Origin of the sequence: Pseudomonas sp. D1HM (assembly GCF_019266105.1) — a bacterium.
Lineage (GTDB): Bacteria > Pseudomonadota > Gammaproteobacteria > Pseudomonadales > Pseudomonadaceae > Aquipseudomonas > Aquipseudomonas taetrolens.
In genome coordinates, this window is the sequence record NZ_LRMN01000002.1 from 196412 (window position 1) to 222211 (window position 25800).

At 57.9% G+C, this 25800-nt stretch carries 27 protein-coding genes; 18 read left to right on the plus strand and 9 right to left on the minus strand.

What is annotated here, in order from left to right; all coding sequences use genetic code 11:
- The first annotated feature begins 38 nt into the window (after positions 1–38).
- Together AWM69_RS01815 and AWM69_RS01820 are read left to right on the plus strand one after the other, a co-directional pair.
- Complete coding sequence (locus AWM69_RS01815; protein ID WP_048381221.1) at positions 39–254, plus strand: dodecin; 216 nt, start codon at positions 39–41, stop codon at positions 252–254.
- A gap of 119 nt (positions 255–373) precedes the next feature.
- The gene (locus AWM69_RS01820; RefSeq protein ID WP_131654336.1) at positions 374–598 is read left to right on the plus strand and encodes a DUF1161 domain-containing protein; all 225 of its coding nucleotides are present in this window, start codon (positions 374–376) and stop codon (positions 596–598) included.
- 46 nt (positions 599–644) lie between these two features.
- On the opposite strand, the gene AWM69_RS01825 is transcribed toward AWM69_RS01820, so the two are convergent.
- Positions 645–1649, minus strand: coding sequence for an LLM class flavin-dependent oxidoreductase (locus AWM69_RS01825; RefSeq protein ID WP_131654335.1), 1005 nt, complete (start codon positions 1647–1649; stop codon positions 645–647).
- A 215-nt stretch (positions 1650–1864) separates the two neighbouring features.
- Here AWM69_RS01825 and AWM69_RS01830 point away from each other — a divergent pair, with 215 nt between their 5' ends.
- Positions 1865–2296 (plus strand): OsmC family protein, encoded by a 432-nt coding sequence (locus tag AWM69_RS01830; protein ID WP_218725641.1) that lies wholly within the window; start codon positions 1865–1867, stop codon positions 2294–2296.
- Between the two features lie 151 nt (positions 2297–2447).
- Positions 2448–2681: a DUF1161 domain-containing protein gene (locus tag AWM69_RS01835; RefSeq protein ID WP_218725642.1), complete on the plus strand. Its 234-nt coding sequence runs from the start codon at positions 2448–2450 to the stop codon at positions 2679–2681.
- 3 nt (positions 2682–2684) lie between these two features.
- Here the strand turns inward: AWM69_RS01835 and AWM69_RS01840 are convergent, their stop codons facing one another.
- Entirely contained in the window at positions 2685–3101 is a 417-nt protein-coding gene (locus AWM69_RS01840) for a hypothetical protein (RefSeq protein WP_131654332.1), read from the minus strand.
- Between the two features lie 156 nt (positions 3102–3257).
- Between AWM69_RS01840 and AWM69_RS01845 the strand changes: the two genes are divergently transcribed.
- From AWM69_RS01845 to AWM69_RS01860, 4 genes are all read left to right on the plus strand, one after another.
- Positions 3258–4304 carry an aminopeptidase gene (locus tag AWM69_RS01845; RefSeq protein ID WP_218725643.1) on the plus strand — a complete coding sequence of 349 codons (1047 nt, stop codon included), beginning with the start codon at positions 3258–3260 and terminating at the stop codon, positions 4302–4304.
- Between the two features lie 191 nt (positions 4305–4495).
- Positions 4496–5230, plus strand: a complete 735-nt coding sequence (locus AWM69_RS01850) for a gluconate 2-dehydrogenase subunit 3 family protein (RefSeq protein WP_131654330.1) — start codon at positions 4496–4498, stop codon at positions 5228–5230.
- A 2-nt stretch (positions 5231–5232) separates the two neighbouring features.
- Positions 5233–7017: a GMC family oxidoreductase gene (locus AWM69_RS01855; protein ID WP_218725644.1), complete on the plus strand. Its 1785-nt coding sequence runs from the start codon at positions 5233–5235 to the stop codon at positions 7015–7017.
- A 12-nt stretch (positions 7018–7029) separates the two neighbouring features.
- Positions 7030–8286, plus strand: coding sequence for a cytochrome c (locus tag AWM69_RS01860; protein WP_218725645.1), 1257 nt, complete (start codon positions 7030–7032; stop codon positions 8284–8286).
- Between the two features lie 57 nt (positions 8287–8343).
- Here the strand turns inward: AWM69_RS01860 and AWM69_RS01865 are convergent, their stop codons facing one another.
- Positions 8344–8856: a transporter substrate-binding domain-containing protein gene (locus AWM69_RS01865; protein ID WP_218725646.1), complete on the minus strand. Its 513-nt coding sequence runs from the start codon at positions 8854–8856 to the stop codon at positions 8344–8346.
- Positions 8857–8995: 139 nt separating this feature from the next.
- Between AWM69_RS01865 and AWM69_RS01870 the strand changes: the two genes are divergently transcribed.
- The gene (locus tag AWM69_RS01870; RefSeq protein ID WP_218725647.1) at positions 8996–9433 is read left to right on the plus strand and encodes a DUF4399 domain-containing protein; all 438 of its coding nucleotides are present in this window, start codon (positions 8996–8998) and stop codon (positions 9431–9433) included.
- Between the two features lie 59 nt (positions 9434–9492).
- Here the strand turns inward: AWM69_RS01870 and serA are convergent, their stop codons facing one another.
- Complete coding sequence (gene serA, locus AWM69_RS01875; protein ID WP_048381242.1) at positions 9493–10722, minus strand: phosphoglycerate dehydrogenase; 1230 nt, start codon at positions 10720–10722, stop codon at positions 9493–9495.
- Between the two features lie 206 nt (positions 10723–10928).
- On the opposite strand from serA, the gene AWM69_RS01880 reads away from it, so the two are divergent.
- The 7 genes from AWM69_RS01880 (at position 10929) to AWM69_RS01910 (ending at position 17820) form a co-directional block, all read left to right on the plus strand.
- Positions 10929–12323 (plus strand): FAD-binding oxidoreductase, encoded by a 1395-nt coding sequence (locus AWM69_RS01880; protein WP_048381245.1) that lies wholly within the window; start codon positions 10929–10931, stop codon positions 12321–12323.
- A 75-nt stretch (positions 12324–12398) separates the two neighbouring features.
- On the plus strand, positions 12399–13064 hold the full coding sequence (locus tag AWM69_RS01885; RefSeq protein ID WP_131654325.1) for a fumarylacetoacetate hydrolase family protein: 666 nt from the start codon (positions 12399–12401) through the stop codon (positions 13062–13064).
- 142 nt (positions 13065–13206) lie between these two features.
- Positions 13207–14247 carry a DUF5924 family protein gene (locus AWM69_RS01890; RefSeq protein ID WP_131654324.1) on the plus strand — a complete coding sequence of 347 codons (1041 nt, stop codon included), beginning with the start codon at positions 13207–13209 and terminating at the stop codon, positions 14245–14247.
- Between the two features lie 79 nt (positions 14248–14326).
- A complete protein-coding gene (locus AWM69_RS01895) occupies positions 14327–15457 on the plus strand; it encodes an ABC transporter permease (RefSeq protein WP_131654323.1) in 1131 nt (376 codons plus the stop codon).
- The gene (locus AWM69_RS01900; RefSeq protein ID WP_131654322.1) at positions 15454–16257 is read left to right on the plus strand and encodes an ABC transporter ATP-binding protein; all 804 of its coding nucleotides are present in this window, start codon (positions 15454–15456) and stop codon (positions 16255–16257) included. The genes AWM69_RS01895 and AWM69_RS01900 overlap by 4 nt, the downstream gene beginning before the upstream one ends.
- A 1-nt stretch (position 16258) precedes the next feature.
- Positions 16259–17197: an MlaD family protein gene (locus AWM69_RS01905; RefSeq protein WP_218725648.1), complete on the plus strand. Its 939-nt coding sequence runs from the start codon at positions 16259–16261 to the stop codon at positions 17195–17197.
- Positions 17194–17820 (plus strand): ABC-type transport auxiliary lipoprotein family protein, encoded by a 627-nt coding sequence (locus tag AWM69_RS01910; protein ID WP_218725649.1) that lies wholly within the window; start codon positions 17194–17196, stop codon positions 17818–17820. Before AWM69_RS01905 ends, AWM69_RS01910 begins: the two co-directional genes overlap by 4 nt.
- Positions 17821–17980: 160 nt before the next feature.
- Here the strand turns inward: AWM69_RS01910 and AWM69_RS01915 are convergent, their stop codons facing one another.
- From AWM69_RS01915 to AWM69_RS01935, 5 genes are all read right to left on the minus strand, one after another.
- On the minus strand, positions 17981–19210 hold the full coding sequence (locus tag AWM69_RS01915) for a nucleoside recognition domain-containing protein (RefSeq protein WP_131654319.1): 1230 nt from the start codon (positions 19208–19210) through the stop codon (positions 17981–17983).
- Positions 19211–19313: 103 nt separating this feature from the next.
- A complete protein-coding gene (gene gltP, locus AWM69_RS01920) occupies positions 19314–20633 on the minus strand; it encodes a glutamate/aspartate:proton symporter GltP (protein ID WP_048381260.1) in 1320 nt (439 codons plus the stop codon).
- 568 nt (positions 20634–21201) lie between these two features.
- Positions 21202–21666, minus strand: coding sequence for an inhibitor of vertebrate lysozyme family protein (locus tag AWM69_RS01925; RefSeq protein WP_218725650.1), 465 nt, complete (start codon positions 21664–21666; stop codon positions 21202–21204).
- Positions 21667–21668: 2 nt separating this feature from the next.
- Complete coding sequence (locus AWM69_RS01930) at positions 21669–21833, minus strand: DUF1328 domain-containing protein (protein WP_019828122.1); 165 nt, start codon at positions 21831–21833, stop codon at positions 21669–21671.
- Positions 21834–21919: 86 nt separating this feature from the next.
- Positions 21920–22201 (minus strand): hypothetical protein, encoded by a 282-nt coding sequence (locus AWM69_RS01935; RefSeq protein WP_131654317.1) that lies wholly within the window; start codon positions 22199–22201, stop codon positions 21920–21922.
- 454 nt (positions 22202–22655) lie between these two features.
- Here AWM69_RS01935 and algB point away from each other — a divergent pair, with 454 nt between their 5' ends.
- Together algB and AWM69_RS01945 are read left to right on the plus strand one after the other, a co-directional pair.
- Positions 22656–24002, plus strand: a complete 1347-nt coding sequence (gene algB, locus AWM69_RS01940; RefSeq protein ID WP_048381266.1) for a sigma-54-dependent response regulator transcription factor AlgB — start codon at positions 22656–22658, stop codon at positions 24000–24002.
- Between the two features lie 7 nt (positions 24003–24009).
- The gene (locus tag AWM69_RS01945) at positions 24010–25797 is read left to right on the plus strand and encodes a KinB sensor domain-containing domain (RefSeq protein ID WP_131654316.1); all 1788 of its coding nucleotides are present in this window, start codon (positions 24010–24012) and stop codon (positions 25795–25797) included.
- The last annotated feature ends 3 nt before the right edge of the window (positions 25798–25800 follow it).

Consider the following 25800-nt stretch of genomic DNA (forward strand, 5'->3'; position numbering starts at 1 on the left):
TCGCTGCTAGGCTTTGATCTACGACAAAGGAGAACGTTATGTCTGACCACCACACCTACAAAAAAATCGAACTGGTAGGCTCGTCCCCGAGCAGCATAGAAGACGCCATCAGTAATGCACTCGCAGAAGCCCACAAAAGCATCAAACACCTGGAGTGGTTCGAGGTAGTCGACACCCGGGGGCATATCAAGGACGGCAAAGTGGCGCACTACCAAGTCACGCTCAAGGTAGGTTTCAGGATTGCCACCAGCTAAAACGACAGCCTTTTGAACTTCCAGGCTGGCCGTTTGCCATAACCTCGGCTACACCGTCCGGGTGCGACATGCCACACGCATGTCGCACCCTTTTAATGTTGACTTGAGGAATGTGACCGATGAAAAAAAGCCTGTTAGCTCTAGGCTTGCTCAGTTTGGCGGGCACAGCGTTCGCCGCGGGCAAACCGTGCGAAGAACTGAAAAGCGAGATCGCTGCAAAAATTGAGGCCAAAGGCGCCTCGCACTACTCGCTGGAAGTCGTGGACAAAGGCACTGCAGCGGACGGAAAGGTCGTGGGCTCCTGCGAAGCCGGCACCAAAGAGATCGTTTACAAGCGCGGTTAATCACCAAAAGCACTGCAGGAGCACACATGCTCCTGCAGTGGCTGCGTTAAGCCTGCTTCATCACCTGAGCCAGCAATTCGTACGAACGAATACGGTCAGCGTGCTCATACAGGTCACTGGTGAAAATCAGCTCGTCGGCCTGGGTCTGATCCACCAGCATTTCCAGCCTGGCCCTGATTTTCCCCGGGCTACCGACCATTGCCAGCCCCAGAAAACTCATCACCGCATCTTTTTCATGGGGCAGCCACAAGCCATCCATCGTTTCTACCGGTGGCCGCTGCACCAGGCTCTGCCCGCGCATCAGCGCCAGAATCCGTTGATAGACCGACGTCGCCAGATAATCCGCCTGCTCATCGGTATCCGCCGCGACCAACGGCACGCCGAGCATCACATAAGGCTTGTCGAGGACTGCCGACGGTTTGAAGTGATTGCGGTACACGCGAATGGCTTCATGCATCAAACGTGGCGCGAAATGTGAGGCAAAGGCATAAGGCAGCCCCTGCTCACCCGCCAGTTGCGCACTGAACAGACTGGAGCCGAGCAACCAGACCGGCACATGGGTTCCGGTACCCGGCATGGCAATCACGCGCTGATCGGGAGTGCGCGGGCCCAAATAACGCATCAGTTCGGCCACATCCTGCGGGAAATCGTCCGCGCTGCCGGAGCGTTCGCGGCGCAAGGCGCGCGCGGTCATCTGGTCCGAGCCGGGCGCACGCCCCAAGCCCAGATCAATGCGCCCGGGGTACAGGCTTTCGAGGGTGCCAAACTGCTCGGCGATGACCAGCGGCGCATGGTTGGGCAGCATGACCCCGCCCGAGCCGACGCGAATAGTCGACGTGCCACCTGCCAGATAGCCAATCAACACCGAGGTGGCCGAACTGGCAATGCCATCCATGTTGTGGTGTTCAGCCACCCAGAAACGGTTGTAGCCAAATTTTTCCACGTGCTGGGCCAGATCCAGCGAATTGCGCAACGACTGAGCGGCGCTGCCATTTTCGCGCACGGGTACCAGGTCGAGGGTAGAGAATTTGATATCGGACAAACGTGTCATGAGCGGGCGCCTCCTGATGGGATGCAGGCCATGACGCTCGCCAAAACCTGCCAGTGTTCTAAGCAATATGGGCATATACCCGAGTTTCAATGGTAGCGCTGTAAATGAGCCACTAAAAAAGACGATTGGTCCGACAGGATGAACTTTGTAATGACGTCTACCCTCACAAGTCCAGTCAGGCGTGAAACCTTCACGCTGCTTTTCAGGAGGCACGCATGAGTATCAAGAAGAAAGCATCGGCTCATTGGGCAGGCGACCTTAAAACCGGCATCGGTTCCATTTCGACCGAAACCGGCGTGCTGCGCGACGCACCTTATGGTTTCAAGGCGCGGTTCGAGGGCGGCAAAGGCACTAACCCCGAGGAGCTGATCGGCGCAGCCCATGCCGGCTGCTTCTCAATGGCACTGTCGATGATCCTTGGCGATGCCGGGCTCAAGGCCGACAGCATCGACACCACCGCCGAAGTCAACCTGGACCAGGTAGACGGCGGCTTTGCAATCACGGCTGTGCATCTGGTGCTCAAGGCCAAGGTGCCGGGTGCCACCCAACAGCAATTTGACGAACTGACCACCAAAGCCAAAGAAGGCTGCCCGGTGTCCAAGGTGCTGAATGCAAAAATCACCCTCGACGCCACACTGCTGAGCTAAGTCGCTGTACTGATGACACGCAATGCCCCATTCGCCATGAATGGGGCATCGCTGGCCCGGACAGTTCGTACAGTGTTGCGCCACATGTGATCGATTGGTCACTCACGGCGTCAGACCATGATGTTGCGTACTGCATCAAGGGAGTCCCACCATGAAACGTTTCGCTCTGGCTGTTATCTGCTGCGCTCTGGCCACCTCGGCCATGGCCGCCCCCAAACCCTGTGACGAATTGAAAGCCGAGATCGAAGCCAAGATCCAGGCCAACAATGTGTCGTCCTATACGCTCGAAATCGTGACCAACGATGAAGTCCACGACCAAAGCATGGTGGTGGGTACGTGCGAAAACGGCACCAAAAAGATCATCTACCAAAAGAACGACAACTAAGCCTCAGGGCAAGCAGTTGACCAGTCGTTCTTCGGCCACCACCTCGCCCGCGGCGTTATATAACCGGGCGTAGGCGTTGAACCCCACCGAGCGGGCTTGCAGTCGGTAATGCTGCCCGGGCTGGAAGTCATCGTAACGAACCGACAGATAGCACAAGCGTTCCTGTGGGTCGCTGAACTGCCCCATGCCGCCGATAAACACCTCGTAATCGAAGCGCACCATCAATTCATGGCTGCCGGGCGTGACCTGAAAGTAGCGACCGTCCTGCAATCGTTGATTGTCCAGGCGCTCGGCCATCACCAGCTTGCCGGTCTGGGTTTCAAGATCGATCCAGGCACGTGCCGGGTCAGCGTTGGGTACGGGTGTGCTGGCGCATGCGCTTAATAGCCCCGTCATCAGCATTAGCACAGACCTGCGCATGATTGTTTTCACGGTTGGAGTCATACCTTGTGGGGGCCGGTAGTGGCGGTCGCAATGAAAAAAGCAATGTTTTCAGCATAGCGCTGATCGCCCGGACTGTGGCACTTCGGCCTACGCTGAAGCTAGTCTTGCGCCAGTCACCCAGTGGATCGCTTTATGACCTCCCCCGCCCGTTGCTTGCTCCCCTTCACCTTGCTGGCCTTGCTCACGGGATGTTCCAGCCCTGGTTATTACCCGCAACTGGCCGCCGGCCAATGGCAGTTGCTCAAAGCCCGTGAACCCGTGGCCCGGGTCATTGCAGACCCGCAGCGCGATCCGCACCTGCGCGAACGCCTGGCGGGCGCTCAGGCCGCCAGAACCTTCGCCAGCAAGCAATTGCACCTGCCGGACAATCAAAGCTATCGCGTGTATGCCGACCTCAAGCGGCCCTATGTGGTGTGGAACGTCTTCGCCACTCCGGCGTTCTCCCTCGACCCCGTCACCCATTGCTTCCCCATCGCCGGCTGCGTGGCCTATCGCGGGTACTACGAACAGGGCGCAGCACGTGGCGAGGCCGCGTTGCAGCGTCAACAAGGCCTGGATGTGTATGTCAGCGGTGTCGAGGCCTATTCCACCCTGGGCTGGTTCGATGACCCGATCCTCAACAGCATGCTGAGCTGGGGCGATGAGCGACTCGCCAGCCTGATATTTCACGAACTCGCCCATCAGCGTCTCTATGTGAAGGACGACACCGAATTCAATGAGTCTTTCGCCAGCTTTGTCGAACAGGAAGGCAGTCGCCAATGGCGCGCCCATCAAGGTTTGCCGGCCCCCGACACCCGGAGCGAGCAACAGCGTGAGGCGTTTACAGGCTTAGTCCTCACGACGCGGCAGCGCCTGCAAACACTGTACGGGCAGCCGCTGCCCGAGGCGCAGATGCAGGAACACAAAGACGCCGAGTTCGAGCATATGCGGCAGGAGTACCGGCGATTGCGGGATCAACACTGGCCGGGCAACACACGCTACGACGCCTGGATCAACGCCCCCATGAACAACGCTAAGCTCTTGCCTTTCGGCCTTTACGACCAATGGGTGCCCGCATTCAGCGCTCTGTTCAAGCATGTCGACGGAAATTGGCAAGCGTTTTATGCCGAAGTTGAACGGCTCGCAAAGCTGCCCGCAGCCCGGCGCAAAGCGGCTTTGCGGCGCTGGGCAGCTGCCTGAACCCGTGTTTTTTCGCTGAAGGTGCGGCAAATTTACGCATGAAACGATTCATCTGACGGCCTGGCCTGTTAGTATTTGTTACCAATCTTTGCAGGCGTGTTGAGGTGCTCAACCCTTCACGTCTCGCTGCCAAAACGAAAAGCCGCCACTGAGCGGCTGTGAACCGTGACTGCCTGACGAGGTGCCCCTTCATGTCTGAACAAGACAATCCGCGGCGTGAGTTTCTGCGCAAAACCCTCACACTGATTCCTGTGGTAACGGTCGCCAGTACCGGCCTGGGAGGCACTGTGCTGATGGCCGCGCCTGCCGCATCGCCCGCATCGGCACCCGCTCCTGCGCCCTCTGGCGAAACCTATGAGCCGACCTACTTCACCGCAGAAGAATGGGCCTTTGTGAACGCTGCCGTCGCCCGTTTGATCCCGAGCGATGAACAGGGCCCGGGGGCTGTGGAAGCCGGTGCTCCGGAATACATTGACCGCCAGATGAACACCCCTTACGCCAGCGGCGCACTGTGGTTCATGCAAGGGCCGTTCAATGCCGACGCACCAGCCGAGATGGGCTGGCAAAGCAAATTGGTGCCCAAACAGATCTATCGCCTGGGCATCGCCGCTACGGATGATCTCTGCAAAAAGACCTACGGTTCAGTATTTGCTGGCCTAGACAGCGCTACCCGAGACGAAGTGCTTAAGCAGCTGGAGGCGGGCAACGCTAAATTCGACAGCGTACCGCCGAAGATTTTTTTCAGCCTTTTGCTGCAAAACACCCGGGAAGGCTTCTTTTGCGACCCGATTCACGGCGGCAACAAAGGCATGGTCGGCTGGACCATGATCGGCTTCCCCGGCGCACGCGCTGATTTCATGGACTGGGTTGAACGTAACGAGCAATACCCTTTCCCGGCAGTATCCATTCGCGGCGAGAGGGCTTGAGCATGACGACCGTAATGAAAAAAGTTGATGCGGTAATCGTCGGCTTCGGCTGGACCGGCGCGATCATGGCCAAAGAGCTGACAGAAGCGGGCCTGAATGTAGTGGCCCTTGAACGCGGCCCGATGCAGGACACCTATCCCGACGGTAATTACCCGCAGGTGATCGACGAACTGACTTACAGCGTGCGCAAGAAGCTGTTCCAGGATGTATCGAAAGAAACCGTGACCATCCGCCATAGCGTTAATGACGTGGCCCTGCCCAACCGCCAACTGGGTGCTTTCCTTCCCGGTAATGGCGTTGGCGGCGCCGGTTTGCACTGGTCGGGCGTGCACTTTCGGGTCGATCCGATGGAACTGCGGATGCGCAGCCATTACGAAGAGCGCTACGGCAAGCATTTCATCCCCAAAGACATGACCATCCAGGACTTCGGCGTCAGCTATGAAGAGCTGGAACCGTTCTTCGACTACGCCGAAAAGGTTTTTGGCACCTCGGGCCAGGCCTGGACCGTCAACGGCAAAGTGGTGGGCGAGGGCAAGGGTGGCAACCCTTACGCACCGGATCGCTCGGATCATTTCCCGCTGGTGTCCCAGAAGAACACCTATTCGGCCCAGCTGTTTCAGAAAGCGGCCAGCGACGTCGGCTACAAGCCTTACAACCTGCCCTCGGCCAACACCTCCGGGCCTTACACCAACCCGTATGGCGCGCAGATGGGGCCGTGCAACTTCTGCGGTTTTTGCAGTGGCTATGTTTGCTACATGTATTCCAAGGCATCGCCTAACGTCAACATCCTGCCCGCGCTCAAGCAGGTGCCTAACTTTGAGTTGCGGCCTGATGCGCACGTGATCCGGGTCAACCTGGACAGCACCAAAACCAAGGCCACCGGCGTGACCTACATCGACGCCCTGGGCCGAGAAATCGAGCAACAGGCCGATCTGGTCATCCTCGGGGCGTTCCAGTTCCACAATGTGCGCCTGATGCTGCTGTCGGGGATCGGCAAGCCCTATGACCCTAAAACCGGGGAAGGTGTGGTCGGCAAGAACTTCGCGTACCAGAACATGGGCACGATCAAGGCCTACTTCGACAAGGACGTACACACCAACAACTTCATCGGCGCAGGCGGCAATGGCGTGGCGGTGGATGACTTCAACGCGGACAACTTTGACCACGGGCCACACGGTTTTGTCGGCGGTTCGCCGATGTGGGTCAACCAGGCGGGCAGCCGTCCGATTGCAGGCACGTCCAATCCACCCGGCACTCCGGCCTGGGGCAGCGCCTGGAAGCGTGCAACAGCGGATTACTACACCCACCAAGTATCGATGGACGCTCATGGCGCGCATCAATCCTACCGTGGCAACTACCTTGATCTTGACCCTGTATACCGCGATGCCTACGGCCAACCGCTGTTGCGCATGACGTTTGACTGGCAAGAAAACGACATCAAGATGAACCGTTTCATGATGGAAAAAATGGGCAAGATCGCCGAGGCGATGAACCCGAAGGCCATCGCCATGATCGGCAAAAAAGTCGGCGATCACTTCAACACCGCGTCCTACCAGACCACCCACCTCAATGGTGGCGCGATCATGGGCACCGACCCGAAAACCAGTGCGATTAACCGCTACCTGCAGTGCTGGGACGTGCACAACGTATTCGTACCGGGCGCCTCCGCCTTCCCGCAGGGCCTGGGCTACAACCCGACTGGCCTGGTCGCTGCGCTGACCTACTGGTCTGCCCGGGCGATCCGCGAGCAGTACCTGAAAAACCCCGGCCCACTGGTTCAGGCATAAGGAGCGATGACCATGAAAGCACTTGTTATCGCCACCCTGGCCCTGCTGGGCAGCTTCTCGGCCGTCGCTGCGCAGAACGAGCCGCAACCGGCACTGATCAAGCAAGGTGAGTATCTGGCCCGCGCCGGCGACTGCGTTGCCTGCCACACGGCCAAAGGCGGCAAGCCGTTTGCCGGTGGCCTGCCGATGGAAACGCCGATCGGCGTCATTTACTCGACCAACATCACGCCGGACAAAAGCGGTATCGGCACGTACAGCTTTGACGATTTTGACAAAGCGGTACGTCATGGCATCGCGCAGAACGGCAGCACGCTGTACCCGGCCATGCCTTACCCTTCCTACGCGCGGGTCAACCAGGCCGACATGCAGGCGCTGTATGCGTACTTCATGAAAGGCGTTGAACCCGTCGCACAAGAGAACAAAGCGGTCGATATTCCATGGCCGCTGAGCATGCGCTGGCCGCTGGCAATGTGGCGCGAGCTATTTGCGCCGGCAGTGGCAGACTTCACACCGGTGGCCGGGCAAGACCCGGTGGTCAGCCGCGGCGCGTACCTGGTTGAAGGCCTTGGGCACTGTGGCGCTTGCCACACGCCACGGGCGCTGACCATGCAGGAAAAAGCGCTGAGTGCGACCGACGGCAGCACGTTCTTGTCGGGCAGTGCGCCGCTTGAAGGCTGGATCGCGAAAAACCTGCGTGGCGACCACAAAGATGGCCTGGGCAGCTGGGACGAAGAACAGCTGGTGCAGTTCCTGAAAACCGGTCGCAGTGATCGCAGCGCCGTGTTTGGCGGCATGAGCGATGTGATCGTACACAGCATGCAGTACATGTCCGAGTCTGATCTGACGGCCATTGCCCGCTACCTGAAGTCGCTGCCGGCGGTCGATCCCGCAGACACCCCGCACCAATACGACGCTTCAGTAGCCGATGCTTTGTGGAAAGGTGACGACAGCAAGCGCGGTGCAGCGGTGTATATCGACAACTGCGCGGCCTGCCATCGCACTGACGGCCACGGCTACACCCGCGTATTCCCTGCGCTGGCAGGGAACCCGGTGCTGCAGTCAAACGATCCGACGTCGCTGATCCATATCGTACTCAAGGGCGGAACACTGCCTGCGACCCATACGGCACCGTCGACCTTCACCATGCCTGCATTCGACTGGCGTTTGTCAGATCAAGAAGTGGCTGATGTGGTCAACTTCATCCGCACCAGCTGGGGTAACAAAGGTGGCGATGTGAAGCCTGAGGATGTGAAGAAGCTACGCGAGTAATCAAAGGCATAACGCTGTAGGTGCGAATCCGTGCCTACAGCGTTTGTGCATCCAGTCTTACGGTTTTGTAGCATCCATCCCCAGCCATTTCTGCGACAAGGCGGCCAACCGGCCATCCACCCTGGTTCGCTGCAATGCGTTATCCAAGCTAGTCTGAAAAGCCGGGTTACTTTTCTGGAAGGGTATCGCCAGCGTCACCACTGGCCCCGTCTGCAATGGCGTGCGGGTGTAGCCATAAGGCTCGCTGAAATCGAAACGATTCTGAAGGTCGGGAGTCATAGCGACATGGTTGATGGCCACATCGTATTTACCGCTCTCGACCCCCGACAGCAGGTCGCTGCCCTGCGTGACGATAATCGACGGATTGACCTCCAGCTCCTTGGCCAGCAGTTCGCCAAGCTCAACGTCAAATCCGGTCAAACGACCGTCCTGCCTGAAGCTGAACGGCGGTTGGTCGGCTTCCAGGGCAATGCGCAACTCGCCCCGGTCGTTCACATCGTCGATCAGGTCGGCTTGAGCAAATGGACTCGCCAATGGCAATAAAAGCATCAGGCCCGACAGAAAACGCATGGTCACTCCTTTGAATGGGATGCAAGCGATTCGCAATAAGCGTCCGCTTTGCTTTATGTTGGTAGCTTGCGAGGTTGGACAGCAGATCCGCTCAAAGTTGTTTCAACCTGCTGAATATTGAGAAAAAACGGAGAAATAAATGAAAGCTCTACTGTCTCGTGTTGCGCTGGCTTCTGTGTTGATGGGGGCTTCGGTCATGGCGACTGCCGCCGGCCTGGAATCTGTTGAAGCTCCGGCAGGCGCCAAAGTGACCATTCTTTCCCCTGCGGACGGCGCCACAGTGGATAAAACCTTCACCGTGAAATTCGGCATCGAAGGCATGGACCTCAAACCCGCAGGCGACCCGACGCCACACACCGGTCACCATCACCTGCTGATCGATGTCGACACCCTGCCTGCCGAGAATGCACCGATTCCGGCCGATGCCAACCATGTCCACTTCGGCAAGGCTCAGACCGAAACCGAAGTGACCCTGACGCCGGGCAAACACACCCTGCAACTGGAGCTGGGCGACAAGTATCACGTACCGTTCAAGCCCGCTGTCGTGTCGGAAAAAATCACCGTCAATGTGAAGTAACCTTTTGCGCGACACAAAAAAAGGAGACCCTCGGGTCTCCCTTTTTTATGAAGCGCGTTTTAGAACAAAACGCGGCAACGGATAGTGCCGTTGATCTTTTGCAGCTTCTCTTGCGCCAGGTCCGAAGACTCAGCATCAACGTCGATCACCACATAACCCACTTTCTCGTTGGTTTGCAGGAACTGACCGGAGATGTTGATACCGTTTTCAGCGAAGACCTTGTTGATCTCGCTCATCACACCCGGGATGTTTTCGTGGATGTGCAGCAAACGGTGCTTGCCAGGGTGAGCCGGCAGGGCCACTTCAGGGAAGTTCACGGACGATACCGAAGTACCGTTATCGCTGTACTTGACCAGTTTTTCTGCCACTTCCAGACCAATGTTGGCCTGGGCTTCAGCGGTAGAACCGCCGATATGCGGGGTCAGGATCACGTTGTCCAGGCCACGCAGCGGGCTTTCGAACACGTCGTCGTTGGAGCGCGGCTCAACCGGGAACACATCGATGGCGGCGCCGATCAGGTGCTTGTCCTTGATCGCATCAGCCAGGGCGTCCAGCTCAACCACGGTGCCACGTGCAGCGTTGATCAGAATGCCGCCCTTTTTGATGGCGCGGATTTCCTTCTCACCGATCATCCACTGAGTGGCGGCGGTTTCCGGCACGTGCAGGGTCACGATATCGGACATGCCCAGCAGTTCGTGCAGGTTGCCGACCTGAGTGGCGTTGCCCAATGGCAGCTTGGTCACGGTGTCGTAGAAGAACACCTGCATGCCCAGACCTTCAGCCAGTACCGACAATTGAGTACCGATCGAACCATAACCAACGATACCCAGCTTTTTACCGCGGATCTCGAAGGAATTTGCCGCGCTTTTGATCCAGCCACCACGGTGGCAGGAAGCGTTTTTCTCAGGGATGCCACGCAACAACAGAATCGCTTCCGCCAGCACCAACTCAGCCACCGAACGGGTGTTGGAGTAAGGTGCGTTGAAAACAGCGATACCGCGTTCGCGAGCAGCGTTGAGATCGACCTGGTTGGTGCCGATGCAGAAACAACCAACAGCAACCAGTTTCTTGGCGCAGTCGAACACTTCTTCGGTCAGCTGGGTACGAGAACGGATGCCAATGAAATGGGCATCAGCGATCTTTTCCTTCAGCTGGGCTTCAGGCAAGGAACTGGTGATGTATTCAATGCTGGTGTAACCGGCAGCCTTGAGTACTTCAACAGCGGATTGGTGGACGCCTTCCAAAAGAAGGAACTTGATCTTGCTCTTATCGAGAGAAGTCTTGCTCATCTGCGTAAACCTGTGTCCCAGAGAAAAAATGGCAGGGAATGGACAGCGCGAGCTGACCTGGCCGGCGTGAAGACCGGCACCGAGAATCGTCCTACGGCTCGATTCTGCGGGGGGGTCGTATGCTAGCATAAGCGCCCCGCTAAACACCCATTCCTGCGACGTGAAGCGTTCTCAGGATGACCATGAATTGTTCGAGAGTTCTGTTGATGACCCATCCTGCCTTGATTGATGAGCTAAAGACCCTGGTAGAGCCTGGCAAGGTTTTGACCGATGCCGACTCCCTTAATGCTTATGGCAAGGATTGGACCAAGCATTTCGCCCCCGCCCCAGTGGCTATCGTGTTCCCGAAAACCACCGAACAGGTGCAGGCGATCGTCCTGTGGGCCAACAAGAACAAGGTGGCGCTGGTGCCTTCCGGCGGTCGCACAGGCCTGTCGGCCGCCGCCGTGGCAGCCAACGGCGAAGTCGTTGTGTCGTTCGACTACATGAATCAAGTGCTGGACATCAACCTGACCGACCGCACCGTGGTCTGCCAGCCAGGCGTTGTCACCGAACACCTGCAAAACCTGGCCGAAGAAAATGGCCTGTATTACCCGGTGGATTTCGCCTCGGCAGGTTCCAGCCAGATTGGCGGCAATATCGGCACCAATGCCGGCGGGATCAAGGTTATTCGTTACGGCATGACCCGCAACTGGGTGGCCGGCATGAAAGTCGTCACCGGTAAAGGCGACATCCTGGAGCTGAACAAAGACCTGATCAAAAACGCCACCGGCTATGACATGCGCCAGCTGTTCATCGGCGCGGAAGGCACCTTGGGTTTTGTCGTAGAAGCCACCATGCGCCTGGACCGGGCGCCAAAAAACCTGACGGCCATGGTGCTCGGCACCGCCGACTTCGACTCGATCATGCCGGTGCTGCATGCCTTCCAGAGCAAACTGGATCTGACGGCGTTTGAGTTCTTCTCCGATAAGGCGCTGGCCAAAGTCATGGACCGTGGCGATGTCCCGTCGCCGTTCGAGACGGATTGCCCGTTCTATGCGTTGCTGGAATTCGAAGCAACCACCGAAGAAGTCGCGAACGCGGCCCTCGAAACGTTTGAACACTGCATGGAAGAAGGCTGGGTGCTGGATGGCGTCATGAGCCAGAGCGAAACCCAGCTGCAAAACCTGTGGAAGCTGCGTGAGTACATCTCCGAGACCATTTCCCACTGGACGCCGTACAAAAATGACATCTCGGTCACTGTGTCGAAAGTACCGGGGTTCCTTAAAGAAATTGACGCGATCGTCGGCAAACACTACCCGGACTTCGAAATCGTCTGGTTCGGCCACATTGGCGACGGCAACCTGCACTTGAACATCCTCAAGCCCGAAAACCTGAGCAAGGATGAGTTCTTCGCCAAGTGCGCGACCGTGAACAAGTGGGTATTCGAGACGGTCGAAAAGTACAACGGCTCTATCTCTGCCGAACATGGCGTGGGCATGACCAAACGTGACTACCTGACTTACAGCCGCTCACCGGTTGAGATCGAATACATGAAAGCGCTCAAGGCCGTGTTCGACCCGAACGGCATCATGAACCCGGGCAAGATTTTTGCGGTTTAACTCACGCATAACACCCGTAGCCGCTGCCGCAAGCTGCGCGGCGGCTACACAGTCACCCTCTCATCGGAGTCAGTCATGAGCTATCAGCACCAGTATGTCGACGGCACCCGGATCCACTTCCCCCTGGGCAAAGTGGTCTGCATCGGACGTAATTACGCCGAACACGCGAAGGAGCTGGATAACCCGATCCCCACTGAGCCTCTGCTGTTTATCAAACCAGGCAGTTGTGTGGTGGCGCTGGAAGGTGGTTTCACGATTCCGGCCGAGCGCGGCTCCGTGCACTACGAAGCCGAAATTTCGGTTCTGATTGGCAAATCCCTGTCAAACAACCCGAGTGCCGAAGAAGTCCTGGACGCCATCTCCGGCTTCGCACCCGGGCTGGACCTGACACTGCGCGACAAGCAGGCCGAACTCAAGAGCAAAGGCTTGCCATGGGAAATCGCCAAGTCATTCGACGGGGCCTGCGTGCTGGCGCCGTTCGTCCAGAGCAGCGCGTTTGCGGACCTGACGGATATTGGCATTCGCCTGACCATCAACGGTGAAGTGCGCCAGGACGGCAACAGCGCCCTGATGCTCAACCCGATCGTGCCGATGATTCAGCACATGGCCGCATGCTTCTCGCTGCAGGCCGGCGACGTGATCATGACGGGCACGCCAGTGGGTGTAGGCCCTTTGAATGCGGGCGACGAACTGGTGCTGGAGCTGCCGGGTGTGAGCCGCTTCGAAAGCAGCGTGCGTTAATCACAGCAGACTACCATCATGTAGGAGCGAGCTTGCTCGCGATGCAGACAGCGCGGTTTTGAAAATAAACCGCGGTGATGCCATCGCGCGCAAGCTCGCTCCTACAGTTTTTTTGAACCACACCAAAAATGTGAATCGCCGAATGCCTAACTGGAACCTCTATTTACAGCGCATCCTTGAGTTGATGAAGCGCTATCCAGGGTTGATCGCACTCTTCGGTTTTTGCTCCGGGGTCGGCAGTTTCATGCTGGTTGACCGTCAACAAGGCATGGCCCGCTGGATCGCCGTCATCATGCTGGTGAGCTGGCTCTGGCTAATGCTGGAAAACACCTTTACCCAGCTGTTCGCTCGGGTGTTCAAGCGCGAAATCCCCCCGCCTCTGCTGCGTTACGCAACCCAGATGATTCATCAGGAAAGCCTGTTCTTTGTCCTGCCGTTCTTCTTTATCACCACCACCTGGAACAGCGGCCAACTGGTGTTCACCGGGCTGCTGGGCGCGGCTGCACTGGTCTCCATCACTGATCCGCTGTACTACAAATGGCTCGCGCCCAAACGCTGGCTGTTTTTGGGGTTGCACACCCTCACCCTGTTTGCAGCGCTGCTGACGGCATTACCCATCATTCTCAACCTGACCACCGCCGAGAGCTACAAATTGGCGCTGGGCACCGCTGTGCTGCTTTCCATTCCGAGCCTGGCCGTCAGCCTACCGCTAAAAACCTGGCGCGGCTGGCTGGTGTTGCCCTTGATCGTACTGACACTGGGCGGCACCGGCTGGCTGTTGCGCTCCTGGGTACCACCGGCAACGCTGTGGATGACCGAAGTCGCCGTCACCACTCAGCTACAAGACCGTACGCCGGGCGAGAGCCTCAAGACCATCAGCGCCAGTGAGCTGCGCAGCCGTGGCTTGTACGCCTACACTTCGATCAATGCTCCGCGCGGGCTGAATGAGCGGATTTATCACGTCTGGAAGCACAACGGTAAAGAAGTGGACCGCATTGCCCTGGATATCCATGGCGGTCGCAAAGAGGGCTACCGTGCCTGGACCCACAAACAAAACTTCCCGCCGGACTCTGTGGGTCGCTGGCAAGTGCGGGTCTTGACCGAAGATGGACAAATGATCGGTGTTTTGCGCTTCCTGGTTAATCCAGATCAGTCTGCGCCAGCCGGCGTTCAGGCAAACTGAAGCACTTTTGCAGGATTGTGCTATTACATAAGGTCTGCGTTCTAGCGTACCGAGCACGGAGCTAACGATCATCACTGCTATGGCTGGCAATGCCCGACTAGACACATCAAGCACTCCGGCGCGGCTGCGAATCAGCGGCGACTGGACGCTCGCCCATTACGCACGTCTCAAACAACAGACGGAGCAACTGCGCGATCAATACGATGCCCGGACCGCGATCGACCTTGATGAGGTTTCCAGCCTCGATACCGCTGGCGCTTCGCTGTTGGTTGAACTGCTGGGAGCCGAGCGCGTCAGCCAGCTGACCGACACCGCACAAAAGCTCCCCGCCGCCGATCGCGCCTTGCTGCAAACCGTCTATTCGTCGATGCGTGATTTCTGTGTGCCGGTAAAGACCCCCGAGCACAACATCGGTATCCAGTTGCTGAGCCGGATTGGCTGCGCGGTGGACAAGCTCTGGCAAGACTCACTGCAATTGCTGGGCTTTATCGGCCTGATTCTGCAGACACTCACCCGCAACCTGTTTCGTCCCAAGCAGTGGCGGATCACGCCAATGGTGGCTCATATCGAGCAGGTCGGCCTCGATGCAGCACCCATCGTGATACTGCTGACCTTTATGGTGGGCGCGGTGGTGGCCTTTCTCGGGGCCACGGTGCTGGCCAACTTCGGGGCCGGGATCTTTACCGTCGATCTGGTGGCGTTTTCATTCCTGCGTGAATTTGGTGTCTTGCTGACCGCCATTCTGCTGGCCGGGCGCACAGCCAGTGCCTTTACTGCGCAAATCGGCTCGATGAAAGCCAATGAAGAAATCGACGCCATCCGCACCCTGGGTCTCGACCCCATGGATTTGCTGGTGCTGCCGCGGGTTTTGGCCCTGCTGATCGCCCTGCCGTTACTGACATTTTTGGCCATGATGGCCGGGATCCTGGGCGGCGCACTGGTGTGCGTCGTTTCGCTGGGCATTTCGCCAGACATGTTTATTTCGCTGCTGCATTCCGATATCGGCGTTCAGCACTTTTTGGTGGGCATGGTCAAAGCACCGTTTTTTGCCTTTCTGATCGCTGCGGTGGGCTGCCTTGAAGGCTTTAAAGTCAGTGGCAGCGCCGAGTCGGTCGGGGCCCACACCACCTCCAGCGTGGTGCAGTCGATCTTTATCGTGATTGTCCTCGATGCCGTGGCAGCACTGTTCTTTATGGAGATGGGCTGGTGAGTCGTCCAACACGTGCGCCCAGCGAGGCGGTGATTGAAGTGCGCGGCCTGTGCAACCGCTTTGGCAGCCAAAGCGTGCACGAGAACCTTGATCTGGATGTGTATCGCGGTGAGATCCTGGGCGTGGTCGGCGGTTCCGGGACCGGCAAGTCGGTGCTGTTGCGCAGCATTGTCGGGCTGCGCAGGCCTACCGAAGGGCAGGTCCGGGTGTTTGGCAAAGACCTGATGAACCTGCCGGAAGACCAGCGATCCTTGATCGAGAGACGCTTTGGCGTGCTGTTTCAGCGTGGCGCACTGTTTTCCTCGCTGACCGTGACCGAAAACATCGCCCTGCCCTTAATTGAACACGCCGGGCTGAGCCGCCCCGACGCCGAGCACCTGGCTTGCGTCAAGCTCGCCCTGGCCGGGCTGCCGTTGTCGGCTGCCGACAAATACCCTTCGGCCCTCTCGGGCGGGATGGTCAAGCGCGCCGCACTGGCCCGGGCGCTGGCGCTGGACCCGGACATTCTGTTTCTTGATGAGCCTACCGCCGGACTCGATCCCATCGGGGCCGCGGCCTTTGACCAACTGATTCTGACTTTGCGCGATGCCCTGGGGTTGAGTGTGTTTATCGTCACCCACGACCTCGACACCCTGTACACCATCACTGACCGGGTGGCGGTGCTGTCGCAGAAAAGGGTGCTGGTGGCCGCGCCGATTGCCCAGGTCGAAGATTTCGACGACCCGTGGATTCATGAATATTTCCATGGCCCCCGTGGCCGCGCCGCCTATGAAGCGGCAACCCAGCTTAAGGAGCAATGACATGGAAACCCGTGCCCATCATGTATTGATCGGCTTGTTCAGCGTGCTGGTCGTTGTCGGGGCCATGCTGTTTGGCCTGTGGCTGGCCAAGGCGAGCATGGACAATGCCTTCACGGACTACGAAGTGGTGTTCAACGAAGCCGTCAGCGGCCTCTCCAAAGGCAGTTCGGTGCAATACAACGGGATCAAGGTAGGCGACGTCATAGAGCTGCGGCTGGACGAAAAGGATCCGCGCCGGGTGCTGGCACGCATACGCCTGACGGCGGGCACCCCGGTCAAGGTCGACACCAAGGCCAAACTGGCGCTGACAGGGGTCACCGGCACGTCCATTATCCAGCTCTCCGGTGGCAATCCCGACAGTCCGGACCTCAAGGGCAAAGCCGGAAAACTGCCCGTGATCGTAGCCTCGCCTTCTCCGATTGCCCGTCTGCTCACCGATGGCACGGACATGATGGCCAACATCAACATGCTGCTGCACAACGCCAATCAGCTGTTCTCACCCGACAACGTTGCACGCGTTGGCAAGACCCTCGATAACCTGGAACTCACCACTGAGGCCATTGCAGGCCAACGGGGTGATATCAGCCAGACCCTGAAGCAACTGTCGCAAGTCGGCAAAGAGGCCAGCATCACGCTTGAGCAGACCACCACGCTGATGCGCAACGCCAATGGCATGCTGAGCAACCAGGGTAAACAAATGTTCAGCAGCGCCGAACAGGCAATGCAGTCCCTTGAAAAAAGCAGCGCCACCATCAACAGCTTGCTCAACAACAATGAAGAGTCGCTCAACAGCGGGTTGCAAGGCCTCAATCAGCTCGGCCCTGCGGTCAACGAACTGCGCGAAACCCTCAGTACGTTGCGCTCGATTTCGCGACGTCTGGAAGCCAATCCAAGCGGTTACTTGCTGGGCCGCGAGCAAAACAAGGAATTCACGCCATGAGCCGCACTTATCGTCTGGCAGGGGCCGTCGTTCTGGCGACGAGTCTGAGCCTGCTCAGCGCCTGTTCAATCCTGCCCAAACCCGAGCAAGTCGATGTGTATTGGCTGCCGTACGCACAAACGCCGATTGCCACCAGCCCCAGTGCTCCTGTGAGCTGGTCGCTCAAGCTCGACAAACCGATGGCCAGTAATGCGCTGAACAGTCAAAACATTGCGGTGGTGCCCGAGGGTAACCTCATCAGTAACTACAAGGGCGCGCGCTGGAGCGATCCGGCGCCCGTGCTGCTGCGCAACCGGCTGCTTGACGCATTCTTGCAGGATGGCCGGATCCAGGGGTTGAGCACCGACGACAGCAATCTGCAGTCCGATTTCGAGCTGGGCGGAGAGTTGCTGGCGTTTCAGACCCGCTACAACGGCAAAAGCCCCGAAGTACTGATTCAGTACAACGCACGCTTGGTGCGCAGCCGTGACCAACGGGTGATCGGCTCCAAGCGCTTCGAAACGCGACAGCCGCTGACCAATCCAATGGTACCGGGCGTTGTGGCAGGTTTTGGACAGGCCACCGACCAGTTGATGCCGCAGGTGGTGCAATGGGTGCTGCAACAAGGGCAAGCGCAACGCTGAAAAGGCGGGTACTTGTGTAGCCGCTGCCAAAAGCTGCGAAAAGGGCCGAAGGCCCTTCTCGGGCGGTTGCGCGCCCATCGCAGCCTGCGGCAGCGGCCAGAGATGCTTGCCTCGCAATGCGAGTCAGCGGCTACACATCAACGTACGGCTTAAAGCCGCTTCAGCCGAAGAACCAGTAGCACACGCCAATCGCCGCCACGACACCCGACAGCTCGGCCAGCAAGGCGCAGCCAACGGCATGGCGAGCGCGCTGAATCCCGACGGCACCGAAGTACACCGCCAGCACGTAAAAGGTGGTTTCTGTGCTGCCCTGCACTGTCGCGGCCACCAACGCCGCAAAGCTGTCCACGCCCTGAGTCTGCATGGTTTCAATCAGCAAGGCCCGGGCCGCACTGCCTGAGAAGGGTTTGACCATGGCCGTGGGCAAGGCATCCACAAAACGCGTGTCCCAGCCCAGCCACTCCACGGCATGACGGATACCGTCCAGGCCAAAGTCCAGCGCCCCGGATGCGCGCAACACCCCTACCGCGCACAACATGGCCACCAGATACGGCAGCAGGTTCTTGGCCACGTCGAAGCCTTCTTTGGCGCCTTCGACGAATGCTTCGTAAACCTTGACCTTGCGCAACGCGCCTATCACCAGAAACAGCATGATCAGCCCGAACAGCGTCAGGTTGCCAAGGATCGAGGACAAACTGGCCAGCGCCGTGGCCGACAAGGTCGCCAGTAACGCCATGAAGCTGGCAAGGATCAATGCGCCGGGCAACAGATACGCCAGCACCACCGGGTCCCATAACCGCAAACGCTGCATGAAGGCCACTGAGAGCAGGCCTGCCAGCGTCGAGGCGCTGGTCGCCAGCAGGATAGGCAGGAACACCAGCGTCGGGTCTGCAGCGCCTTGCTGGGCGCGATACATAAAGATCGTCACCGGCAGTAACGTCAGGGACGACGCATTGAGCACCAGAAACAGGATTTGCGCATTGGTTGCACTGGCGGGATTCGGGTTGAGTTCTTGCAGCGCACGCATGGCCTTGAGGCCAATCGGTGTGGCGGCATTGTCCAGCCCCAGGCCATTGGCCGCGAAGTTCAGGGTGATAAACCCCAGCGCCGGGTGGCCCGGCGGCACTTCCGGCATCAGGCGCTTGAACAGAGGCCCCAGCGCCCTGCCCAACCAGTCGACGATCCCGGCTTTTTCCGCAATTCGCAAAAAACCCAGCCATAAGGTCAGGGTGCCGAACAGCAGGATCATCACTTCAACCGACAACTTGGCCATGGCGAAGATGCTTTCAACGATCGCGGAGAAGATCCCGGCATTGCCTCCCACCAGCCATTGGGCGAGTGCCGACACCGTAGCGACAACGAAAAAGCTGAGCCATAGGCCGTTAAGCATTCAAAGAACTCCTGGAAGATGCGGCGAATGATAGCGGTCAGACGCCAGAAACAACAAACCCCGGACAAGTCCGGGGTTTGGGGAGTGAAGATGCCTAAGGCGATTATTCGCCTTTTGGCAGGGCTTCCTTGCTGCGCCAGTGCGGCAGCGAGTTCCAGTAACGCTCGCCCTTGGCGTCGTCGTACATGCCTTCCCAACGGGAAATCACCAGCACCGCCAAGGCGTTGCCAATCACGTTCAGTGCAGTACGCGCCATATCCATCACACGGTCGACACCGGCGATGAAGGCCAGGCCTTCCAGCGGAATACCCACGCTGCCCAAGGTCGCCAACAACACCACGAAGGACACGCCCGGAACACCGGCGATACCTTTGGAGGTGACCATGAGGGTCAAGACCAACAGCAATTGCTGGCTGATCGACAGGTCGATGCCGTACAGCTGGGCAATAAAGATGGCCGCGATGCTTTGGTACAGGGTCGAACCATCAAGGTTGAACGAGTAGCCCGTCGGTACCACAAAGCTGCAGATAGCTTTCGGCGCGCCGTAGGCTTCCATTTTCTCGATGACGCGCGGCAACACGGTTTCGGAACTGGCGGTGGAATAAGCCAGTACCAGCTCATCCTTGAAGATGCGCATCAGCTTGAGCACCGAGAAACCGAACAGCTTGGCGATCAGGCCCAGTACCGCAAAGGCGAAGAACAGGATGGCGGCGTAAACCAGCACGACCAGCTTGGCCAGTGGCACCAGCGAGGCAAAACCGAAGTTGGCCACGGTGACGGCGATCAACGCAAACACACCGATAGGTGCGTAGTTCATGATCATGTGAGTCACTTTGAACATCGACTCGGACACGCCCTGGAAGGTTTTCACCAGCGGGTCGCGCAGTTCGGCATTCAAGCTCGACAGACCAAGACCGAAGAGCACCGAGAAGAAGATGATCGGCAGCATCTCACCGCGAGCCATGGCTGCGAAGATGTTCGACGGGATCAGGTTGAGGATGGTCTCGATGAACGCATGTTCATGAGTAACCTCGGCAGCGGTGGCTGCGTATTTGGAAATATCGACGGTACCCAGGGTACTCATGTCGATCCCGGCGCCCGGGTGGAACACGTTGGCCAGCACCAGGCCGACCAAAATCGCGATGGTCGTCACCACCTCGAAGTAAATGATCGTTTTCAGACCGATGCGACCCAGCTTCTTCGCATCCCCCACGCCTGCAATCCCGACAACCAGTGAGGAGATCACGATTGGGATTACGATCATCTTGATCAGACGGATAAAGATATCGCCTGCAGGTTGCAGAACGTTACTGATCCACCATGCCTTTTCAGCACTGAAATGGTTTAGCAGCGCCCCGATTGCAATCCCGAGGACCAGACCGATTAGGATCTGCCAGGCGAGGCTAAGTTTTGCCTTCTTCATGTCATTACCCTTACTTCAAGTGGACTCGGGCAGAGGTCGAGACCAGAGCACTGAAAAGCGCACAAGTCACACACCTCTACCCCCGTAGAAGGTCGCCCAAATCGAGCCGAACACGCTCTTTGGCAGGCGAAAAAAGGCGCAACTATTCCCATGCCAGAGGAAGCCGTCTAATGCCGTAAACGCCTACCCTATGCCGAATCGGCATGAGTATTGTCCGACAAGACCTCAAAAATACGGGCAGCTGAAAGGACAGAACAGACGGCATAAGTGCCGTGCACCGGCTGTTTCAAGGTTATCTTTGCCAAGAGTTGGCAGTGACGAACCGACTAAAAGATCAGAAATATCCGACAACATAAATCGGAAACAGTGAGCCAATCATTTTGATATTAGTCGATATACGGTCGACGTTCCGAGCCCCCTCCCAAGCCACATTACTTTCGAAAAAAATGAGCCGGGATAAGGTTTTACAGACGAAAGGTCGATGTGCCAGACACAAAAAAACCAAGGGATTTCCTTGGTTTTTTTGTGTTGAAAATCTGAACCTTTAACACCGAATGTTCAGCACGCATCAGTACCAATTTGGATCTTTCTTCAATTGTTCTTTCAGCAAGGCTTGCATGCCTTCATCAGGTTCGCCCAAAAAACGATAATCGGCATGACGTGTCGGAGACTTGTCAGCTGGCAAGCCAGCGGGAACGTCGACCAACATGGCATAAGCGTCTTTTTTATCGAGGCTGAAGGCAACGATCAAACGCTTGTTGAGGCACGTCTTGGCGGTTTCACACAACGGCCCGACCACGTACGGATCGCCATCCTCGGTGACCGCATTCATCTGCTCGGCGCTGCCGGAAAGATTGATCACCCACTCGGGCAAACGCTCCTCCTTTTGCACCACCTGTTGCCAGGTTTGCCGATAGTCGGGATCGTTCAGCAGTTCGTTGGCACGTACCTGACCGTCATTACCGGCCAGCGCCATGGCACTGCTGCCCATCAACAGGGCAGCAGCCATTGCCTTAAAGGATCGGCTGAACATGGTTAGCCTCGACCGCGACGGCCAAAGATAAACGACACCACGAACATCACCAGGAACACTACAAACAGGATTTTGGCGATACCGGTTGCGGTGCCCGCGATACCACCGAAGCCCAGAACAGCAGCGATGATGGCGATAATCAGGAAGGTAATTGCCCAACTTAACATGGTGATTCTCCTTATAACTGTGGGAAAGCCTGGTGATGCCAATGCTGTGCCTCAACGCCCTGCGGGGGCCTCAAGGTTGTGAACACTTAAAACACCCAACGTTCCGGCGGCCGTTCAGATTTCGCAATTTCCGTCTCATCGACCTCGGCCAGGGTGAAACCAACACTGGAGCTGGCCGCACTAAAATGTCGCTGTGTGGCTGCAGGCTGCAAAACGACGTGGGCAGTGGCCTCAGCCTGAGATGACTGATCCCGCGTTGCCAGTTGTTGACCACCGATCAGCGTCACCAACACAGCCAGGCTGGCGCACAAGCCTTGCTGCACATGAAGCGACGAAAGGCGGATGTAGGGGAAACCTTGGCGATTCATGCTCAAACTCCTGCCACTCGGTGGTCAATCTTGTGAAGTTAAGGCCGCCCGTCACGCTGGCGCCGGGCGGCCTCCCTATGCAAGAGAGAGTGCAGGGGGCGTGCCAGCTTTACATTTCAGATAAAAGCCTTATAAATCAACAAGTTAACTTATTATAAAAAACACTCTTGCGCGCATCCTGCACGATGCCCGTTCTGCAGGTCGTGCGTTCTGCACGACACCGCGACGATCCCCGTACCAGACGCCGTCCGGTTACCCACCAAAAACGTCCGCCCGGACATTCTTTTGCTCGGCAGAAAGCTCCGAAAGTGCTTTAAAAATAAAACAAATCAAATAGTTACAGCATGCAGGCAAACCGCTTCCCTGCTAGCCTCAGAATCATTCCTGAAAAAATCATGCAACTTGCCCGATTATTACGACACTAACCAAGATCACTCATTAAGGAACACAGGATATGGAGTCAGTCAAAGAGCACCAGGGCCGCATTCTGCTGGTCGACGATGAATCCGCCATCCTGCGCACGTTCCGCTACTGCCTTGAAGATGAGGGCTATACCGTCGCCACTGCCAACAGTGCGGCGCAGGCTGATTCTTTACTTCAGCGCCAAGTGTTCGACCTGTGTTTTCTGGATCTGCGCCTGGGCGAAGACAACGGCCTGGATGTGTTGGCCCAGATGCGTATTCAAGCGCCGTGGATGCGGGTCGTGATCGTCACGGCACACTCCGCCGTCGACACCGCCGTGGATGCCATCCAAGCAGGCGCAGCCGACTATCTGGTCAAGCCCTGCAGCCCTGACCAGTTGCGCCTGGCAACCGCCAAACAACTGGAAGTGCGTCAGTTGTCCGCCCGCCTCGAAGCCCTCGAAGGTGAAGTCCGCAAACCCAAGGACGGCCTCGACTCCCACAGTCCGGCCATGATGTCGGTGCTGGAAACCGCTCGCCAGGTGGCTGGCACCGATGCCAACATCTTGATTCTGGGAGAGTCCGGTACCGGTAAAGGCGAACTGGCGCGGGCAATCCATGGCTGGAGCAAGCGCGCCAAGAAATCCTGCGTCACGATCAACTGCCCTTCACTTACCGCGGAACTGATGGAGAGCGAGCTGTTCGGTCATACCCGCGGCGCCTTTACCGGCGCCAGTGAAAGCACGCTGGGCCGGGTTAACCAGGCCGATGCCGGGACGCTGTTTCTGGATGAAATCGGTGATTTCCCGCTGGCTCTGCAGCCAAAACTGCTGCGTTTCATTCAAGACAAGGAATACGAACGCGTCGGCGACCCGGTTACCCGTCGCGCGGATGTGCGAATTCTGGCCGCGACCAACCTCAATCTGGAAGACATGGTCCGTGACGGGCGCTTTCGCGAAGACTTGCTCTACCGCCTGAATGTCATCACCTTGCATCTACCTCCCCTGCGTGAGCGCAGCGAAGACATTCTGACCCTCGCCGATCGTTTTCTGGCCCGGTTCGTCGTGGAATATGCCCGCCCTGCCCGGGGCTTCAGTGCAGAAGCACGCGAGGCATTGGCCAATTACCGGTGGCCCGGCAACATTCGCGAACTACGCAATGTGGTTGAGCGCGCGAGCATTATCTGCCCCCAGGAAGTCGTCGAAATCGGTCATTTGGGCATGGCCGAGCAAACCACCCCAAATGCCCCGCGCATTGGTGCGGCGCTAAGCCTCGACCAGCTGGAGAAGGCGCATATCGGAGCGGTACTGGCGACCAGCGAAACCCTCGACCAAGCGGCGAAGACCCTGGGCATTGACGCCTCGACACTTTATCGAAAACGCAAGCAGTACAACCTGTGAGCCGCCGATGAAACTCGCGATCAAACTGCGCACCCGGCTTTTTTTAAGCATTTCGGCGCTCATCACCGTGGCGTTGCTGGGGCTGTTACTCGGCGTCGTCAGCGTGATGCAGATGGCCAAGACTCAAGAAGCGCTGATCAGCAATAACTTCATCACCCTCGACCTGGGGCTCAAGTTGCGTCAGAGCCTGGGCGACCAGCTCATACTGATGCTGCGCAACCACAAAGACCCCCAAGCGTTGCAAGCGTCTTCACAGGAGTACCTGAAGCTGCTCGATGAAGGCATCGAGCATGAACGCAAGAACAACCTGCAAAACGGCTTCAAGCAAGCCCGTGCCGACTACGAAGACTTTTTAAAAGTATTCAACCAGGCCCGCAGTTCCCCGATCGATCTGAGCAGCGACGATGAGCTCACCACTCGCTTTAACCAGTTGCGCAATGGCCTGATCGGTGAGCATCGCCATGCACTTGAGAACATCTACGCCGCCCAGGCTTCCGCCCAGGAGCGGGCCATCATCATTGCGGCGCTATTGAGCCTCATCGGGCTCACGGTGCTGATCATTGGCTTTATCACGGCTCATGGTATCGCCCAGCGTTTTGGCGCGCCGATCGAAGCGCTGGCCAAAGCAGCCGACAATATAGGCAAGGGCAACTTTGAAGTGGTGCTGCCGCTTTCTTCAGCCACGGAAATGAACCTGCTGACGCGACGTTTTGGAATCATGGCGGAAGCCTTGCGCCAGCATCAGGCAACCAACATCGACGAGTTGCGAGCCGGCCAGCAGCGGTTTCAGGCCGTGCTCGACAGCATTGATGACGGTTTGCTGATGATCGACCATCAAGGCCGCCTGGAGCATTTAAACCCCGTCGCGCAACGGCAACTGGGCTGGGACGAAAGTCGTCTGGGCCAGCCACTGGGCGAAGCCTTGTCCCGCCCTGAGCTCGATCAGCAATTGCTGACGGTTCTGCACGGCGGCAGTCTGGAACGCTTGCCGGAAGACTTGAGCGTCGACATTGAAGGTGAAAACCGCCTGCTGACCTATAGCCTGACGCCGGTCAGCCAGCCCAAAGGCCCGATTCTCGGCGCCGTGATGGTGTTGCACGACGTCACCGAGCAGCGCGCCTTTGAGCGTGTCCGCAGCGAGTTCGTGCTCCGGGCCTCCCATGAGTTGCGTACGCCGGTAACGGGAATGCACATGGCCTTTGGTTTATTTCTCGAGCGCGCGCGTTTTGACCCGCAATCACGGGAAACTGACCTGCTCAATACCGTGAACGAGGAAATGCAGCGGTTGATGCAGCTGATCAACGACTTGCTGAACTTCTCTCGCTACCAGAACGGCATGCAAAAGCTGACGCTGGCCCCGTGCGATATCGAAGAGATGCTGGAACACGCCCGCGCCCGCTTTGCCGACGCAGCGTCGGGCAAACACATCGAGTTGCTGCTAGACCTGCAACAGCCGCTCCCGCGTTTGAACGCCGACCAGGCCCAACTGGAGCGCGTGCTGGATAACCTGCTGGACAATGCCTTGCGCCACACCGCCAGTGGCGGGCAGATCCGCTTGCAGGCGCGACGTCACGCCGAACGGGTGATCATCAGCATCGAAGACAATGGCGAAGGTATCGCCTATAGCCAGCAAGGCCGTATTTTCGAACCCTTCGTACAGGTGGGTCGCAAAAAAGGCGGTGCCGGCCTGGGGCTCGCGCTGTGCAAGGAAATCGTCCAGCTGCATGGCGGGCGCATCGGTGTGTATTCACGCCCAGGGCAAGGCACACAGTTCTACATGGCGCTGCCCTTGTAGACG

Excerpts from the sequence above, each read along its gene's own strand:
- AWM69_RS01935 (WP_131654317.1), bottom strand. The coding sequence starts at position 22,201 with ATGAATCGCCAAGGTTTCCCCTACATCCGCCTTTCGTCGCTTCATGTG.
- AWM69_RS01835 (WP_218725642.1), top strand. The coding sequence starts at position 2,448 with ATGAAACGTTTCGCTCTGGCTGTTATCTGCTGCGCTCTGGCCACCTCG.
- algB (WP_048381266.1), top strand. The coding sequence starts at position 22,656 with ATGGAGTCAGTCAAAGAGCACCAGGGCCGCATTCTGCTGGTCGACGAT.
- AWM69_RS01945 (WP_131654316.1), top strand. The coding sequence starts at position 24,010 with ATGAAACTCGCGATCAAACTGCGCACCCGGCTTTTTTTAAGCATTTCG.
- AWM69_RS01855 (WP_218725644.1), top strand. The coding sequence starts at position 5,233 with ATGACGACCGTAATGAAAAAAGTTGATGCGGTAATCGTCGGCTTCGGC.
- AWM69_RS01845 (WP_218725643.1), top strand. The coding sequence starts at position 3,258 with ATGACCTCCCCCGCCCGTTGCTTGCTCCCCTTCACCTTGCTGGCCTTG.
- AWM69_RS01825 (WP_131654335.1), bottom strand. The coding sequence starts at position 1,649 with ATGACACGTTTGTCCGATATCAAATTCTCTACCCTCGACCTGGTACCC.
- AWM69_RS01860 (WP_218725645.1), top strand. The coding sequence starts at position 7,030 with ATGAAAGCACTTGTTATCGCCACCCTGGCCCTGCTGGGCAGCTTCTCG.
- AWM69_RS01865 (WP_218725646.1), bottom strand. The coding sequence starts at position 8,856 with ATGCGTTTTCTGTCGGGCCTGATGCTTTTATTGCCATTGGCGAGTCCA.
- serA (WP_048381242.1), bottom strand. The coding sequence starts at position 10,722 with ATGAGCAAGACTTCTCTCGATAAGAGCAAGATCAAGTTCCTTCTTTTG.
- AWM69_RS01885 (WP_131654325.1), top strand. The coding sequence starts at position 12,399 with ATGAGCTATCAGCACCAGTATGTCGACGGCACCCGGATCCACTTCCCC.
- AWM69_RS01815 (WP_048381221.1), top strand. The coding sequence starts at position 39 with ATGTCTGACCACCACACCTACAAAAAAATCGAACTGGTAGGCTCGTCC.
- AWM69_RS01840 (WP_131654332.1), bottom strand. The coding sequence starts at position 3,101 with ATGCGCAGGTCTGTGCTAATGCTGATGACGGGGCTATTAAGCGCATGC.
- gltP (WP_048381260.1), bottom strand. The coding sequence starts at position 20,633 with ATGAAGAAGGCAAAACTTAGCCTCGCCTGGCAGATCCTAATCGGTCTG.
- AWM69_RS01880 (WP_048381245.1), top strand. The coding sequence starts at position 10,929 with ATGACCCATCCTGCCTTGATTGATGAGCTAAAGACCCTGGTAGAGCCT.
- AWM69_RS01890 (WP_131654324.1), top strand. The coding sequence starts at position 13,207 with ATGCCTAACTGGAACCTCTATTTACAGCGCATCCTTGAGTTGATGAAG.
- AWM69_RS01870 (WP_218725647.1), top strand. The coding sequence starts at position 8,996 with ATGAAAGCTCTACTGTCTCGTGTTGCGCTGGCTTCTGTGTTGATGGGG.
- AWM69_RS01830 (WP_218725641.1), top strand. The coding sequence starts at position 1,865 with ATGAGTATCAAGAAGAAAGCATCGGCTCATTGGGCAGGCGACCTTAAA.
- AWM69_RS01930 (WP_019828122.1), bottom strand. The coding sequence starts at position 21,833 with ATGTTAAGTTGGGCAATTACCTTCCTGATTATCGCCATCATCGCTGCT.
- AWM69_RS01895 (WP_131654323.1), top strand. The coding sequence starts at position 14,327 with ATGGCTGGCAATGCCCGACTAGACACATCAAGCACTCCGGCGCGGCTG.
- AWM69_RS01905 (WP_218725648.1), top strand. The coding sequence starts at position 16,259 with ATGGAAACCCGTGCCCATCATGTATTGATCGGCTTGTTCAGCGTGCTG.
- AWM69_RS01910 (WP_218725649.1), top strand. The coding sequence starts at position 17,194 with ATGAGCCGCACTTATCGTCTGGCAGGGGCCGTCGTTCTGGCGACGAGT.
- AWM69_RS01850 (WP_131654330.1), top strand. The coding sequence starts at position 4,496 with ATGTCTGAACAAGACAATCCGCGGCGTGAGTTTCTGCGCAAAACCCTC.
- AWM69_RS01820 (WP_131654336.1), top strand. The coding sequence starts at position 374 with ATGAAAAAAAGCCTGTTAGCTCTAGGCTTGCTCAGTTTGGCGGGCACA.
- AWM69_RS01915 (WP_131654319.1), bottom strand. The coding sequence starts at position 19,210 with ATGCTTAACGGCCTATGGCTCAGCTTTTTCGTTGTCGCTACGGTGTCG.
- AWM69_RS01925 (WP_218725650.1), bottom strand. The coding sequence starts at position 21,666 with ATGTTCAGCCGATCCTTTAAGGCAATGGCTGCTGCCCTGTTGATGGGC.